Below are 14,072 nucleotides of genomic sequence, written 5' to 3'. Positions count from 1 at the left end.
TTCTTATGATCGCAATAAGGAAATACGATTTGCCCTTATCGCACTCAGCGCGCACTGTGCCCTCAACCGGCGCATGCCCTTGGGGCACCCCAATACCAAGCAAATAAAAGTAGGAGATGAGGAAATGGACGCGAAAGTCGAGAAATCGGGCGGCTGCCCCGTGATGCACGGAGCGGTTACCGAAAGCGGCAGTTCCGTCATGGAATGGTGGCCGAATGCTCTCAACCTGGACATCCTGAGTCAGCACGACACGAAGACCAACCCGATGGGCAAGGACTTCGACTATCGCGAGGAAGTAAAGACCCTCGACTTCGATGCGCTCAAGAAAGACATGACCGCGCTGATGACCGAGAGCCAGGAATGGTGGCCCGCCGACTGGGGCCACTATGGCGGTCTGATGATCCGCATGGCCTGGCACGCGGCCGGCTCCTACCGTCTGGCAGACGGCCGTGGCGGTGGCGGTACCGGCAACCAGCGTTTCGCGCCGCTGAACAGCTGGCCGGACAATGTCAGCCTCGACAAGGCCCGCCGTCTGCTGTGGCCGATCAAGAAGAAGTACGGCAACAAGGTCTCCTGGGCCGACCTCATCATCCTGGCGGGCACCATCGCTTACGATTCCATGGGGCTGAAGACCTTCGGCTTCGGTTTCGGCCGCGAGGACATCTGGCATCCGGAGATCGACACCTATTGGGGTGCCGAGAAGGAATGGCTGGCGCCGAGCGACGGTCGTTACGGGGACCTCGAAGATCCGATGACGATGGAGAACCCGCTGGCGGCCGTGCAGATGGGCTTGATCTACGTGAACCCGGAAGGCGTGAACGGCAAGCCGGACCCGCTGAAGACCGCCGCGCAGGTGCGCGAGACCTTCAAGCGCATGGCCATGGATGACGAAGAAACCGTCGCGCTAACCGCTGGCGGTCATACGGTCGGCAAGACCCACGGCAATGGCGATGCGGACGAGTCGTCGGATCCGGAGAGCGCGGGCCCCGAGATGCAGGGCCTCGGCTGGGCCAATCCGCACATGGAAGGCAAGGCTGCCAACGCCGTCACGTCCGGCCTCGAAGGCGCGTGGACCACGCACCCGACCGTGTTCGACATGGGCTATTTCGATCTGCTGTTCGGCTACGACTGGTGGCTGAACAAGAGCCCGGCCGGCGCCTATCAGTGGGAGCCGATCGGCATCAAGGAAGAGGACAAGCCGGTCGACGCAACGGACCCATCCAAGCGCCACAACCCGATGATGACCGATGCCGACATGGCCATGCGGTTCGACCCGACCTACAAGGCGATCTGCGAAAAGTTCATGGCGGATCCCGAGTACTTCAAGGACGTGTTCGCGCGGGCTTGGTTCAAGCTGACCCACCGCGACATGGGTCCGAAGCCTCGTTACATCGGTCCGGACGTACCTGCGGAAGATCTCATCTGGCAGGACCCGATCCCAGCCGGCTCCACCGACTACGACGTGGACGCCGTCAAGGCCAAGATCGCAGCATCCGGTCTCAGCCTCTCCGACATGGTCTCCACCGCGTGGGACAGCGCCCGCACCTATCGTGGGTCTGACATGCGCGGCGGCGCCAACGGTGCCCGTATTCGCCTCGCCCCGCAGAAGGACTGGGAAGGCAACGAGCCGGAGCGTCTGGCGAAAGTGTTGTCCGTCCTCGAGCCGATCGCCAAGGAATCCGGCGCCAGCATCGCCGACGTCATCGTGCTTGCCGGCAATCTCGGTGTCGAGCAGGCCGCGAAAGCCGCGGGCTTCGACGTCACCGTGCCGTTCGAGCCCGGACGTGGCGACGCCACCGACGAGATGACCGACGCGGAGTCCTTCAACGCGATGGAGCCGCTCGCCGACGGCTACCGCAACTGGCTGAAGGAGGACTACGTCGTCACGCCGGAAGAGCTGATGCTCGACCGTACCCAGCTCATGCGCCTGACTGCGCCTGAGATGACGGTTCTGGTCGGCGGCATGCGCGCCATGGGGACCAACCATGGCGGCACCAAGCACGGCATCTTCACCGACCGTGAGGGCGCGCTGACGCCGGACTTCTTCGTCAACCTGACCGACATGGCCTACAAGTGGGTGCCCGTGGACGACGGCATCTATGAGATCCGCGACCGCAAGACCGACGAGGTCAAATGGACCGCGACGCGCATGGACTTGGTCTTCGGATCGAACTCGATCCTGCGCGCCTACGCCGAGGTCTATGCCCAGGACGACAACAAGGAGAAGTTCGTCCGGGACTTCGTCGCGGCTTGGGCCAAGGTCATGAACGCGGATCGGTTCGACCTGGCGTAAGAGACAGGGCGACGCGCGTCGCCACTGAGCCAAAGCTGAAGCGCCCCTCCCCCCATCGCGGCGCTTCCTAAGAGAACGGCCGGCGTGATTCCACCGCCGGCCGTTCTTCTATTCTGTCGGCTGATATGCCCGCGCGTCAGCGCGCTGCGCCTCGCACCACATGCATGATCAGCGATGCGACGAGGAGGACGAGGAAAATAAAGAACAAAATCTTGGCGATACCAGCCGATGCACCGGCGATGCCGCCAAAGCCAAGTAGTCCTGCGATCAAAGCGATTACGAGAAATGTCAAAGCCCATCCAAGCATGACGATCTCCTTTCGTTGAGTTTACAGTCTACTCGAATAAACACGGAAACGGGAGCGTTGTTCCCAAAGACGCCGCATCAGTACGCTCAAGGGGCTGGAAATTGGAGGCCGGCGTGAGGTTTTCCTCACGCCGGCCCTAAACATGTCACCAAGCCTGTAAGCCGGGTTCTGTACCTCGCATGGTGCGAGGTGATGGCCATTCATCTGGGGCGCGTCTTGCGAGGCGCCTCGTGCAACCAACCCGGGCCGCCGGTCTGGAAACAGACTTGGACGAAAATTCGCCCCTGCGGCCCCTATTCGGTCTTGCTCCCGGTGGGGTTTGCCCTGCCGCCTTTGTTACCAAAGACGCGGTGCGCTCTTACCGCACCCTTTCACCCTTACCCTTGTCCGGCCTTGCAGCCGTCGAACGGCGGTTTGCTTTCTGTGGCACTTTCCCTGGGGTCGCCCCCGCCGGACGTTATCCGGCACCGTGCTTCCATGGAGCCCGGACTTTCCTCTCCTCAGGCTTGAGGAGCGGCCATCCGGCCTGCTGACTGCCCGACATAAGGGGGAACGGGAGCCTATCGTCAAGTGCTCTGGCTGTTGCGATTTCTCGCTCGAAACCCGGCGACGTCCCGGTTGCAAACCTTCCGAACTCGTCACGGCTTTTTGATCCCCGGGTTACCAATGTTCCCATATGCTCGCGTCAACTTGCCGCATAATGGCAAAAACAGAGCGTTTCCGCCGCGCGCGGACACGCTGCAACCCTGGGCAACACGACTTCGAGCAATGACCAATCAGGTTCTCATCGCACGCTGGCTCACCGTCTTTCCGGAACTGGCAGAGCTTGAGGCGGAGACGAAAGACACCCTGTTCGACGTCACGCAGTTCCAACGGCTGCGGCGCGGCGACGTGGCCTACTATCAGGGTCAGCTTTGCCTGAACTACCTCATGTGCATTGAGGGGCAGACGCGCGTCTTCAAGACCTCGGAGACCGGCCGGGAGATCATGCTCTACCAGGTCGGGGCCGGCGAAACCTGCGTCCTGACGACGTCCTGTTTGATCGCCGGGAACCCCTTCCCCGCCGAAAGCACTGTCCAGGCCGACCTCTTGCTCGCAGCCATACCCGCCGACGTGTTTCATCGGCTCATGTCCGCCTCGCCGAAGTTCCGGAACTACGTCCTGTCGAACTACGGAGACTTGTTGTCGAGCCTGATCATGCTGGTGGACGAGGTGGCCTTCGCAAGCCTCGATCTTCGCCTGGCCCGGCGCCTGCTCGCGGAGGCGGAGGACGCGAGCGTTATTTCGAAAACGCATCAACAACTGGCTCTGGATCTCGGGAGCGTACGCGAAGTCATCAGCCGCTACATCTCCGAATGGGAGCGCATGGGCTGGGTGCGCTCCTCGCGCGGATCGATCGAAGTTCTGAACCGAAGCGCCCTCGCCGCTTACGGTGCGGGCGATAGCGCCTCCCACGGCGCGACGCTGCAATCGGGCTCGCAAGCGTGACGCGCGCGCAACGTAACTCAGGTCACAGACGAGCGCCGTGATCAGGACCTAAGGAGGTTGAGGACCAACGCTCCTCAAAAACGAACAAACACCAACGCGTGGCCAACGAGACGAAACGCCCAAGGACTCATGACAATGACAGACACGACACCGACACGGTTTATTACCCGGCTGACATTGCGAGCGCTCTTGGCGGGCATGCTTGCAACTGGCCTCCCGGCGATTGCGGTCGCCATGGATGGTCACGGAGACACCGACGCAGAGTTCGACGAGAGCTGTGCCATGGGACTTGCCGACGGGCAGATGGTGAAGACGGATTGCTCGGTCAGTTGGACCGACGAGGACGGCAAGGTCTACTGCTTCTCGTCCGAGAATTCGAAGTCCGCGTTCCTGAAGGACCCGAAAGGCAATATCGCCAAGGCCAAGATGTTTCTCGACGAGCAGGAGGCCAAGGCGGCCTCCGGCCAGAAGGTTTTCACCGACAAGGACGTGAATGCGCGGGTCGAGGAAGTCATCAAGGAACGCTCTGACGGTGGCGCCTTCGTGTTCCATGACCCCAAGCTTAACACCGACCTCAATCTGAAGTTCGACGAGATCAAGATTGTGCGCGGCATGGAAGGGTACGGCTGGTTCGCCAATGTCATCTTCAGCGATATCGAAGAGCCGAAGAAGCAATACGCCCTCGACTTTTGGTTCAAGCCCGAAGGACAGCAGCTCACGCTCCAGGACATCCGCGTGCAAAAGGGCCCCAAGCGCGACGGCGACGGCTACTTCATGATCACGCGCCTCCCCGTGGCCTGGTGGTGGCTGCCGGTGCAGGAACATCCGGGCAGCATCGAAGGCACGCGGGCGTGGGAAGTGATGGCTTCGATCCACGACTACATCCTCGAGAACAAGGACGAAGATGGGAACATCACCGTCAAGGATGACAAGACCGGCGAGGATCTGACACTGCAATTCGTCGAGATGCACCGGCCGGTGCGCCGCCTCAAAGGCGAGGACAAATACTTTGCCTGCACCGACTTCCGCAAACCCGGCAGCAAGGACGAGTATTACGATCTCGACTTCTGGGTCGACGAGAAGGACGGCTCGCTAAAGGTCGGCAATGTGAAGGTTCACAAGGTCCCGGTCCAAGAGGACGGCATCTGGACCCAGGTCGACCGTTACACGTTCGAAGGCATGGACTTCGACGAAACGCTTTAGTGGTGCGGGCCCGTCTTCGGACGGCCCGCCAGAAACGATCCGCCGCCCCTCATGCCAACGGGGCGGCTTTTCTTTGCCAAAGTTCCGGCTGGAAATCGCGAAGTTGTGATGGTCTCTGCGTGATCCCAGTCACACTTCCGGCGCGTTATCCCTCTGTAACATTGTCAAACGCTCGCGGTAGGCGGGACCAACTCGGCCTGCCCGGAAAGCGGAGACATGGAACAGACAGAATAGTGGAGGAAACCATGACGAAATTTCTGACCCCCGTCCTTATCACAGGCGTTCTTCTCTTCACCGGCTCGGCGATCGCCGCGACCGGCGAGTACGACAACATGTGCGCCATGGGTCTGGCGCTCGACAAGAAGGTCGAGACCGATTGCTCGGTAAACGCGGAGATCGACGGCAAGACCTATTGCTTCGGCAACGAGACGGCCAAGACCCTGTTCATGAAGGACACCGAGGGGAACCTCAAAAAGGCGCAGAGCTTCTACGACGACAATCAGTAGGCCCTGCCCCCTTTCCAAGGCGCATGCCGACAACGTTCGCAATGACGTGTCGCGGGAAGATCCGGTGCGCGGCGCCGGACCTTCCCGCCGTCTTGCTGACCGACCTTGAGTTGGCAGAGCAATTGTCCATTGACGGCGCGGGCATTTCTGACGATTCAATGCCGTCTCATCGGCCGAATACGCCAGATACACGAAAGTCTCGTACGCAAAGTCTTGGAGGAAAAATTTATGAAGAAGGTTGTTCTTGCCGCTGCGGTTGCCGGCACCGTGATTGCTCTTTCCGGTTCCGCTGCTCTTGCCGCCGGTGCTCTCGGTGAATTCGGCAACAACTGCGCCTGGGGCCTGACCCAGGGCACGAAGAAATACACGGACTGCTCGGTCCACGAAAAGGTCGGCGACAAGCTCTACTGCTTCAGCAAGCAGGAAGCCAAAGAGGAGTTCATGAAGGACCCCGAAGGCAACGTGGCCAAGGCCGAGAGCTTCTACAACGACAACTAGTTAGGCCTACGGCGCTTTCAGCGCCGAACGGCACGGCTGCGAAGGCTCGCCCAACTCTTGGGCGGGCCTTTTTCGTGGCGGCCAAGGCTAAGACAGCGCGGCAGGCTCAGACGGCAGCGCCCGCGCGGATCACAAGCAGCTTCTTCAGCGTCTCGCACGTGGAGCGGTCCGCCCGGCCATCGACGCGCTCCGGCCGATAGTGCCGCTGAAACGCTTCCACGACGCTCTCGGTGCCGCGGCCGTAGGTCGAGGTGGCCTCCACCCCGTAGCCGAAGTCCAAGAGGTCCTGCTGCAGTTCGGCGACCGCCGCGCTCTCGTCGCCAAGACCAAGGCCGGAATCCTCGCCGGCCGGTACCGGCTCGGTCCAGAGGCCGATGCCGGCGCGGGCGAGCCGCGCCCAATCGAAGCGCTCGCCCGGGTCGCGCTTGCGTCCTGGTGCGATGTCCGAATGAGCCAGTATGCGTGCGGCCGGAATCGCATGGCGGCACAAAATGTCCTGGCACAATGCCTCGACCGCCTGCATCTGCACGTCCGGAAACGGCGGATAGTCGAAATCATGACCGGGATTGTGAATCTCGATGCCGATCGATGCGGAGTTCAGATCCGTCTCGCCGGCCCAGTGGCTTTGTCCCGCGTGCCAGGCCCGTTCGGACTCCGGCACCATCTGGGTGATCGTCCCATCTTCGTCGACGACATAGTGCGCGGACACCTTGGACTCCTCCGATGCGAGCCAATCGCGCGCGGCATCGTGGGTTTCCATGCCCGTGTAATGGAGGATCAGCATGTCGGGCCGCCGTCCCTCGCGACGCGGCTCGAAATTGGGCGACGGAACCCAGTGCGCGGCGAGCTTACTGTCGGGCGAAGACGTCATCCCACCGGGTCCTCATGCAAGATAGTCCACGATGCAAGTCGGTCCCTGCACTGGCGCTGAGCCGGCCCCAGGATTCCCGCACGCGTGGCAGCAGCGGAATACGCAGGCCTAGAGACCGCGCTCTTTCGCAATCTGCTGATAGGCCTCGTTGATAGCGGCGACCTTGTCCGTGGCGATGGCGATGAACTCTTCCGGTACGCCGCGGGCAATCAGCTTGTCCGGGTGGTTGTCCGCGATCAGCTTGCGGTACTGGGCCTTGAGCTCATCGTTGGAGATGGTCGGCTGGACCTCGAGCACCTCGTAGGGATTGCGCTTCGACGCCACCACGTGCCGCGCCTTGATGTAGCTGAATTCGGTGTCGGTGAACCCGAAACGCTTGGCAACCTGATGCAGGAACTGTTCTTCGCTGGGATCGAACTCATCGTCGGCCTTGGCGATGTGGAACAGACCGTCCAGGACATCTTCAAGCAGTTTGCGGTTGCCCTTGAACATCCCTGCGAGCTGGTCGGCATAGGCCTCGTAGCCGGAGACCTCTTGCTTGGCGAGGTTGAACACCCGCGCCACGTTCTTCATTTCACCGTCGGGGACCTTGAAGACCTCTTTGAAGGCATTCACCTCGTCCATGGTGACGACGCCGTCCGCCTTGGCCATTTTGGCGCCGAGGGCGATGACACCGACTGTGAAGGCCACCTGGTCCTCACCGTCGCCGGCGCCCTTCTGTTCACCGTCCCGGTCGATCACATAGTGTCCGGCGACACCGCCGACCAGCGCACCGATCGGCCCTCCGACCGCGAGACCTGCGGCTGCACCTGCGAGCTTTCCCCAAACCGACATAGTGGACCCCCTTGAAACTCTTGATCCTATTAAACCATACGGGCTTTTCAGCTGCACCGCATGGGATATTCGTCCCCGTAGCGCCTCGCTACCGGGTGCGTTGCCTGCTGCTATCCTCGCAGATTGGCCAGTATCGACATTTTCGGCTCATCGACCTCGAGGCCGGCCCCAAGGCGCCGCTCCACATGCCACGACCGGACGAAGGTCCAGACGGCGAACCACAGCGCCAGAAGGGCGTTGGCGCCGCTCGCGACCCAGACAAAAGTCGATCCCAGTTCGAAGAGATTGGCTGCGGCAAGGATAAAGGCCTCGATCACAATCGCGAAGCCGCCTGCCATCACGATGGCGGCGCAAAGCGAAACGATAAAGATCGTCAGCGGATTTCCGCCCTTTTTGGTGTCTTCGGTGCTCATCAGCTCGCTCAAACCCTTGAGAATCTTCTAGGGGCGCTTTTCCTTACCGGGGCGATCCCCTTGTTACAAGAGGTTCAAGCACGCCGGGCGGCCTGAAGTCCGTCCCGAACTTGCATGACAAGGATGCCTCAGAATTGTATCCACGGCAGCGAAACGGCGAAAGGAGTAACGATGGCGGTCTACGAGCTTGACGGGCAGGCACCCGAATTTCCGGAAGACGGGCTTTATTGGGTCGCCGAAACAGCCGTGCTGACGGGCAAGGTGCGGCTGAAGTCGGACGCCAGCGTCTGGTATGGCTCGGTGCTGCGCGGCGACAACGAGTGGATCGAGATCGGGACGCGCTCGCAGGTTCAGGACAACTCCACGCTCCACACCGATCCAGGCCTCCCGCTGACCATCGGCCAGGACTGCGTCATCGGGCATAACGTTATCCTTCATGGCTGCACGATCGGCGACAATACGCTGATCGGTATGGGCGCGATCGTGCTCAACGGTGCCAAGATCGGCTCCAACTGTCTTGTCGGGGCTGGCGCCGTGGTTACCGAGGGCAAGGAGTTCCCCGACAACTCCATGATCATAGGATCGCCCGCCAAGACCGTGCGCGAGGTGGACGACAAGATGCGCGCCATGATCGCCCGGGGCGCCGACGTCTATGTCCGGCGCTGGAAGCAATACGCGGCAGGCTTGAAGCGGATCGCGTGACAGGCGGATACACCGCGGCATGACCGGCAAGTGGCAGTTCTTTATCGACCGGGGCGGCACGTTCACCGACATTGTCGGGCGCGCCCGACGGCACGCTGCTTACCGCGAAACTGCTCTCGGAGAATCCGGAGTCGTATGAGGACGCCGCCATTGCCGGGATCGCCGATCTGATCGGAGTGCCGCGCGACACACGCCTACCCCCTCACCTCATCGAAACCGTGCGCATGGGCACGACCGTCGCCACCAATGCGCTGCTCGAGCGCAAGGGCGACCGCGTTCTCCTGATCGTGAGCGAGGGCTTTCGCGACGCATTGGAGATCGGTTACCAGGCGCGGCCGAAAATCTTCGCGCGACATATCGAGAAACCGTCGATGCTCTATGAGCGCGTCGTCGAGGTGCCCGAGCGCGTGCGCACCGACGGCGCGGTCGAGGTTGCCCTCGACCTCGATGCCACGCGTGCGGTTCTCGGAGATGCCCGCAAGGACGGCATCGAGTCCGTCGCCATCGTCTTCATGCATGCCTACGCCCATCCCGGTCACGAGCACGCGGCGGCAAAGCTCGCCCGCGAGATGGGCTTCGCGCAGGTCTCCGTGAGCCACGAAGTCAGTCCCTTGGTGAAGTTCGTCGGCCGGGGCGACACCACCGTGGTGGATGCGTATCTGTCGCCCCTGCTCAGCCGCTATGTGGACCGCGTGGCGGGTGCGCTGTCCGCCCACGGCAGCGAAGACGCCAACGGGGCACGCGCCGCGCTGCTGTTCATGCAGTCCTCGGGTGGGCTCACATCCGCGCATTTGTTCCGCGGCAAGGACGCGATCCTGTCGGGCCCCGCCGGTGGCGTCGTCGGCGCCGTGGAGACGGCGGAAGCGGCCGGCTTCGGCAGAGTCATCGGCTTCGACATGGGCGGCACCTCGACCGATGTGTGCCACTACGACGGCCAGTTGGAGCGCACCTTCGAAAGCGTCGTGGCGGGCGCGCGCGTCCGCGCACCGATGATGCTCATCCATACGGTCGCAGCGGGCGGCGGATCGATCCTTCATTGCGACGAGTCCCGGTTCCGGGTGGGGCCGGACTCGGCCGGCGCCGACCCTGGACCGTGCGCCTACCGCCGTGGCGGTCCCCTGACCGTCACGGACGCCAATGTGATGACGGGCAAGCTCCAGCCTGACCTGTTCCCGCGCATCTTCGGTCCCGAGCAAGACCAGCCTCTCGACCGCCGCGCGGTGGTGAAGGCGTTTCATGGACTTGCCCGGCAGCTCGGCGACGGGCGCCAACCGGAAGAGATCGCCGAAGGCTTCATCAAGATCGCTGTCGCCAACATGGCCAACGCCATCAAGACGATTTCCGTGCAGCGGGGCTACGACGTCGCCGGCTACGTGCTGAACTGTTTCGGCGGCGCGGGCGGGCAGCACGCCTGCCTCGTTGCCGACGCGCTCGGTATCGAAAACGTGCTGCTGCATCCGTTCTCGGGCGTGTTGTCCGCCTATGGCATGGGGCTCGCGAGCGTCCGCGCGACGCGCACGCAGGCGGTGCTCGCACCGCTCGACGCCGAGGGACTTGACGAACTCGCCGAGACCCAAGCTCCCATGGAGCGCGACGCCCGGCACGAACTTTCCCTTCAGGGCATCGATGCCGACAAGGCCACGGTCGAGGCGCAGGCGCATCTGCGGTACGCGGGCACGGACAGTTCATTGCCCATTCCCGTCGCTTCGCTGGCAGCGATGCGGTCGGCGTTCGAGGCGGCCCATCAGAAGCGCTTCGGCTTCATCAGCCCCGAAAAGGAAATCGAGATCGAAGCCGTCGAAGTGGAAGCCATTGGCGGCGGCGTCCCCATCACCGAGACCGACATCTCACTTCCCGGCGAGCGCTCCGAGCCTGCCCCACACACGCGGGCCGACATGTTCACCCATGGGAACTGGCACGACGTTCCCGTCTACACCCGCACCGATCTGACGCCGGGCGCCGCTATCGAGGGTCCCGCCCTTCTGATCGAGGACCACCAGACCGTCGTGGTCGAACCCGCGTGGCGCGCGGCCGTTACGGTGAAGAACCACCTCCTGCTGACGCGCACGCGCGAGAAGCAGACCAAAGAGGCCGTCGGCGCCGAAGCCGATCCGGTCATGCTGGAAGTATTCAACAGCCTCTTCGTCTCGATCGCCGAACAGATGGGCTATGCGCTGCAGAACACGGCGCGCTCGGTCAACATCAAGGAACGGCTCGACTTCTCCTGCGCCATATTCGATGCGAGCGGCGCGCTGATCGCGAACGCGCCGCACATCCCCGTGCATCTCGGCTCCATGGACAAGAGCGTGGAAACCATCGTGCGGGAGGTGGGCCGCGAACTTCGCCCCGGGGACGTGTGGATGCTGAACGCGCCCTACAACGGCGGCACGCATCTGCCCGACATCACCGTCGTGACGCCCGTGTTCGACGAGGCGGGCGTGGAGATACTCTTCTTCGTCGCCGCGCGCGGCCACCACGCCGATGTCGGGGGCATCGCGCCGGGATCCATGAGCCCGCAAGCCGCAACGATCGAAGAGGAAGGCATTTATATCGATCCCTTCCGGCTTGTGGGCGGGGGACGCTTTCAGGAAGACGCCGTGCGGCGCCTCTTCACCGACGCGCCCTACCCGGCCCGGAACGTCGAGCAGAATATCGCGGACCTGAAAGCGCAGGTCGCTGCCAACGAGAAAGGCGTCATCGAGCTGCGCAAGATGGTCCGCCAGTACGGGCTCGCGACGGTCGCGGCTTATATGGGTCACGTCCAGGACAACGCGGCCGAGGCGGTGCGCCAGGTCATCGGCACGCTGAAGGATTCGCGTTTCTCGCTCGAGACGGATCAGGGGAGCCGAATCGCGGTGGCCATCACGGTCGACCGCGAGACCAACAAGGCACTCGTCGATTTCACCGGCACGAGCGGACAGACGGAGACGACCTTCAACGCGCCCGAGCCATCAACGCGGGCCTGTGTGCTTTACGTGTTCCGCACCCTGGTGGATGAGGACATTCCGCTGAATGCGGGCTGCCTCCGGCATATCGACATCGTCGTGCCTGAAGGGTCGCTCCTGAAACCGCGCTATCCGGCACCGGTCGCGGGCGGGAATGTGGAGACGAGCCAAACTGTCGTGAACTGCCTTTACGGTGCGCTGGGTGTCCTTGGGTCGGCGCAAGGCACGATGAACAATCTGACCTTCGGCAACGCGCGGGTGCAGTATTACGAGACCATCTGCTCCGGCGCGCCGGCAGGACCCGGCTTCGACGGCGCCTCGGCGGTCCAGACGCATATGACAAATTCCCGTCTGACAGACCCGGAGGTCCTCGAACTACGCTACCCGGTGTTGCTGGAGCGCTTCGAGATCGAACGCGGCTCGGGCGGCGCGGGGCGTTGGCGCGCGGGCGACGGGACGGTCCGGACGCTGAGATTTTTGGAGGAGATGGACTGCGCGATCCTGTCGGGCTTTCGCAAGCAGCAGCCATTTGGCACAAAGGGTGGCGCACCAGGCCGCACCGGGGAGAACTCGGTGCGCCGGCACACGGGAACTCTGGAGCGGCTCAAAGGGTCCGATCAAACCTCAATCGCTGCCGGCGAAGCCGTGATAATCAGAACACCGACCGGCGGCGGGTATGGTAAGCCGTCCGGGGATAAGTCCGCCTAGATGATAAGCGTTGGCGCGAGGTGTGGGCGCGCCGATGCCTGGGGCAATTGGCAAGAACGTTCGCGCGTGAAGGGCAAGAGTGCATGGCGATCAACGGCAGGGTCTTAATTTCCGGCGCAGGGATCGCTGGGCTCACGCTTGCCATTTGCCTCAAAGAGTACGGCGAGGACCCCGTCGTGGTGGAGCAGAGTCCCGAACTGCCCGACCAAGGCTACATGATGGACTTCTTCGGCTCCGGCTGGGATGTGGCTGAGCGGATGGGTCTCACCGACAAGCTCCGTGCACTGCGCTATCCCATCGACAAGCTTCAGTTCGTGAATGCGGAGGGGAAGCCGTACACATCGGTGCCGATCAAGCGCATCAAGCGCGCGTTGGACGGGAAGTACGTCTATCTGCGACGCCCCGATCTCGTGCGCATTCTTTTCGACCGCGCCGAGGCCCTCGGTGTTCAAGTCCGGTTCGGCAAAGAGATCGCGGACCTGAGAGAGCGTGAAGAGCATGTCGACGTCAAGTTCGACGACGGCAGCTCCGACGAATTCGCGCTCGTGTTCGGGGCCGACGGCGTACACTCGGGCGTTCGCCGCCTGATGTTCGGCGAGGAGAGCCAGTTCGCGCGTTTTCTCGGGGCCTATGTCGCGGCGTTCCATATCGAGGACCACGATCTGCCGGTGCGCCGGACGGCACAAATCCACGAAGAGCCGAACCGCGTCGCCTTCTATTATCCGCTCGGCGACCGCTCGCTCGACGCGACCTTCGTGTTCCGGCTCGACGAGGTGGACGTCCCGCCTAACCAGCAGCTTTCGTTCGTTCGGCGCTCCTTCAAAGGCTCTGGCTGGATCGGTGAGGCGCTGCTCGACGCGTACAAGGGGACCGCGCCGCTCTATTTCGACACGCTGACACAGATCGCGATACCGCGCTGGTCGCGCGGCCGGGTCACGTTGCTCGGCGATGCATGCGGATGCCTGACGCTGCTGGCCGGACAGGGCTCGCACATGGCGATGGCAGGCGCGTATCTGCTTGCGCAGGAGCTGCAGCGTTATGACGGCAACCATGTTGCCGCCTTCACCTCCTACGAGGCGATGATGAAGCCCGAGATCGCTAGACGGCAGGAGGACGCCGCGGCCTTCGCCAAGATCTTCATGCCCACGGCGCAGTCGAAGCCTTGGCTGCGGCGCCTCGTCATCCAGGCCGGCTTCAACCCGCTCGTCCTGCCGTTCGCCCTTCGCTACTTCGGATCGAAGAGCATCCTCGAGAACGAAAACGATGAAAATGAAGAGGCCTAGGCACGCCGAAAATGCGTTCGC

Annotated in this window: 11 protein-coding genes, 1 other RNA gene and 1 pseudogene; 8 read left to right on the top strand and 5 right to left on the bottom strand. The window is 62.7% G+C overall.

Going from position 1 to position 14,072, the window contains the following annotated elements; genetic code table 11:
* The first annotated feature begins 124 nt into the window (after nt 1–124).
* Complete coding sequence (katG, locus tag AUC70_RS12435) at nt 125–2,293, top strand: catalase/peroxidase HPI (RefSeq protein WP_069445169.1); 2,169 nt, start codon at nt 125–127, stop codon at nt 2,291–2,293.
* 136 nt (nt 2,294–2,429) lie between these two features.
* On the opposite strand, the gene AUC70_RS12430 is transcribed toward katG, so the two are convergent.
* Together AUC70_RS12430 and rnpB are read right to left on the bottom strand one after the other, a co-directional pair.
* On the bottom strand, nt 2,430–2,600 hold the full coding sequence (locus AUC70_RS12430; protein WP_069445168.1) for a DUF1328 domain-containing protein: 171 nt from the start codon (nt 2,598–2,600) through the stop codon (nt 2,430–2,432).
* 141 nt (nt 2,601–2,741) lie between these two features.
* Nucleotides 2,742–3,133, bottom strand: an RNA gene (rnpB, locus tag AUC70_RS12425) — RNase P RNA component class A.
* Nucleotides 3,134–3,368: 235 nt separating this feature from the next.
* Here rnpB and AUC70_RS12420 point away from each other — a divergent pair.
* The 4 genes from AUC70_RS12420 (at nt 3,369) to AUC70_RS12405 (ending at nt 6,295) form a co-directional block, all read left to right on the top strand.
* Nucleotides 3,369–4,088, top strand: coding sequence for a Crp/Fnr family transcriptional regulator (locus AUC70_RS12420; protein ID WP_069445167.1), 720 nt, complete (start codon nt 3,369–3,371; stop codon nt 4,086–4,088).
* A gap of 135 nt (nt 4,089–4,223) precedes the next feature.
* Nucleotides 4,224–5,291, top strand: a complete 1,068-nt coding sequence (locus tag AUC70_RS12415) for a hypothetical protein (RefSeq protein ID WP_141702114.1) — start codon at nt 4,224–4,226, stop codon at nt 5,289–5,291.
* Between the two features lie 245 nt (nt 5,292–5,536).
* The gene (locus AUC70_RS12410) at nt 5,537–5,797 is read left to right on the top strand and encodes a hypothetical protein (protein ID WP_141702113.1); all 261 of its coding nucleotides are present in this window, start codon (nt 5,537–5,539) and stop codon (nt 5,795–5,797) included.
* A gap of 228 nt (nt 5,798–6,025) precedes the next feature.
* Nucleotides 6,026–6,295: a hypothetical protein gene (locus tag AUC70_RS12405; protein WP_045366304.1), complete on the top strand. Its 270-nt coding sequence runs from the start codon at nt 6,026–6,028 to the stop codon at nt 6,293–6,295.
* Nucleotides 6,296–6,401: 106 nt separating this feature from the next.
* Here the strand turns inward: AUC70_RS12405 and AUC70_RS12400 are convergent, their stop codons facing one another.
* From AUC70_RS12400 to AUC70_RS12390, 3 genes are all read right to left on the bottom strand, one after another.
* Nucleotides 6,402–7,166, bottom strand: a complete 765-nt coding sequence (locus tag AUC70_RS12400) for an N-acetylmuramoyl-L-alanine amidase (RefSeq protein ID WP_069445165.1) — start codon at nt 7,164–7,166, stop codon at nt 6,402–6,404.
* A 108-nt stretch (nt 7,167–7,274) separates the two neighbouring features.
* A complete protein-coding gene (locus AUC70_RS12395) occupies nt 7,275–8,000 on the bottom strand; it encodes a TerB family tellurite resistance protein (protein ID WP_069445164.1) in 726 nt (241 codons plus the stop codon).
* A gap of 110 nt (nt 8,001–8,110) precedes the next feature.
* Nucleotides 8,111–8,413, bottom strand: coding sequence for a hypothetical protein (locus AUC70_RS12390; RefSeq protein WP_069445163.1), 303 nt, complete (start codon nt 8,411–8,413; stop codon nt 8,111–8,113).
* 171 nt (nt 8,414–8,584) lie between these two features.
* On the opposite strand from AUC70_RS12390, the gene AUC70_RS12385 reads away from it, so the two are divergent.
* From AUC70_RS12385 to AUC70_RS12375, 3 genes and pseudogenes are all read left to right on the top strand, one after another.
* Nucleotides 8,585–9,115 (top strand): gamma carbonic anhydrase family protein, encoded by a 531-nt coding sequence (locus AUC70_RS12385; protein WP_069445162.1) that lies wholly within the window; start codon nt 8,585–8,587, stop codon nt 9,113–9,115.
* 19 nt (nt 9,116–9,134) lie between these two features.
* Nucleotides 9,135–12,768, top strand: a pseudogene (locus AUC70_RS12380) (hydantoinase B/oxoprolinase family protein).
* Nucleotides 12,769–12,851: 83 nt separating this feature from the next.
* Nucleotides 12,852–14,051, top strand: coding sequence for an FAD-dependent monooxygenase (locus tag AUC70_RS12375; RefSeq protein WP_069445161.1), 1,200 nt, complete (start codon nt 12,852–12,854; stop codon nt 14,049–14,051).
* Nucleotides 14,052–14,072: the final 21 nt, after the last annotated feature.

This window comes from Methyloceanibacter stevinii (assembly GCF_001723355.1).
Classification (GTDB): Bacteria; Pseudomonadota; Alphaproteobacteria; order Rhizobiales; family Methyloligellaceae; genus Methyloceanibacter; species Methyloceanibacter stevinii.
This window is presented reverse-complemented; position numbering and strand designations above follow the sequence as displayed.

Bases quoted from the DNA above. Each gene is read 5' to 3' on its own strand.
- AUC70_RS12420 (WP_069445167.1), top strand. From the start codon at position 3,369: ATGACCAATCAGGTTCTCATCGCACGCTGGCTCACCGTCTTTCCGGAA.
- AUC70_RS12415 (WP_141702114.1), top strand. From the start codon at position 4,224: ATGACAGACACGACACCGACACGGTTTATTACCCGGCTGACATTGCGA.
- AUC70_RS12385 (WP_069445162.1), top strand. From the start codon at position 8,585: ATGGCGGTCTACGAGCTTGACGGGCAGGCACCCGAATTTCCGGAAGAC.
- AUC70_RS12410 (WP_141702113.1), top strand. From the start codon at position 5,537: ATGACGAAATTTCTGACCCCCGTCCTTATCACAGGCGTTCTTCTCTTC.
- AUC70_RS12400 (WP_069445165.1), bottom strand. From the start codon at position 7,166: ATGACGTCTTCGCCCGACAGTAAGCTCGCCGCGCACTGGGTTCCGTCG.
- katG (WP_069445169.1), top strand. From the start codon at position 125: ATGGACGCGAAAGTCGAGAAATCGGGCGGCTGCCCCGTGATGCACGGA.
- AUC70_RS12390 (WP_069445163.1), bottom strand. From the start codon at position 8,413: ATGAGCACCGAAGACACCAAAAAGGGCGGAAATCCGCTGACGATCTTT.
- AUC70_RS12430 (WP_069445168.1), bottom strand. From the start codon at position 2,600: ATGCTTGGATGGGCTTTGACATTTCTCGTAATCGCTTTGATCGCAGGA.
- AUC70_RS12405 (WP_045366304.1), top strand. From the start codon at position 6,026: ATGAAGAAGGTTGTTCTTGCCGCTGCGGTTGCCGGCACCGTGATTGCT.
- AUC70_RS12395 (WP_069445164.1), bottom strand. From the start codon at position 8,000: ATGTCGGTTTGGGGAAAGCTCGCAGGTGCAGCCGCAGGTCTCGCGGTC.
- AUC70_RS12375 (WP_069445161.1), top strand. From the start codon at position 12,852: ATGGCGATCAACGGCAGGGTCTTAATTTCCGGCGCAGGGATCGCTGGG.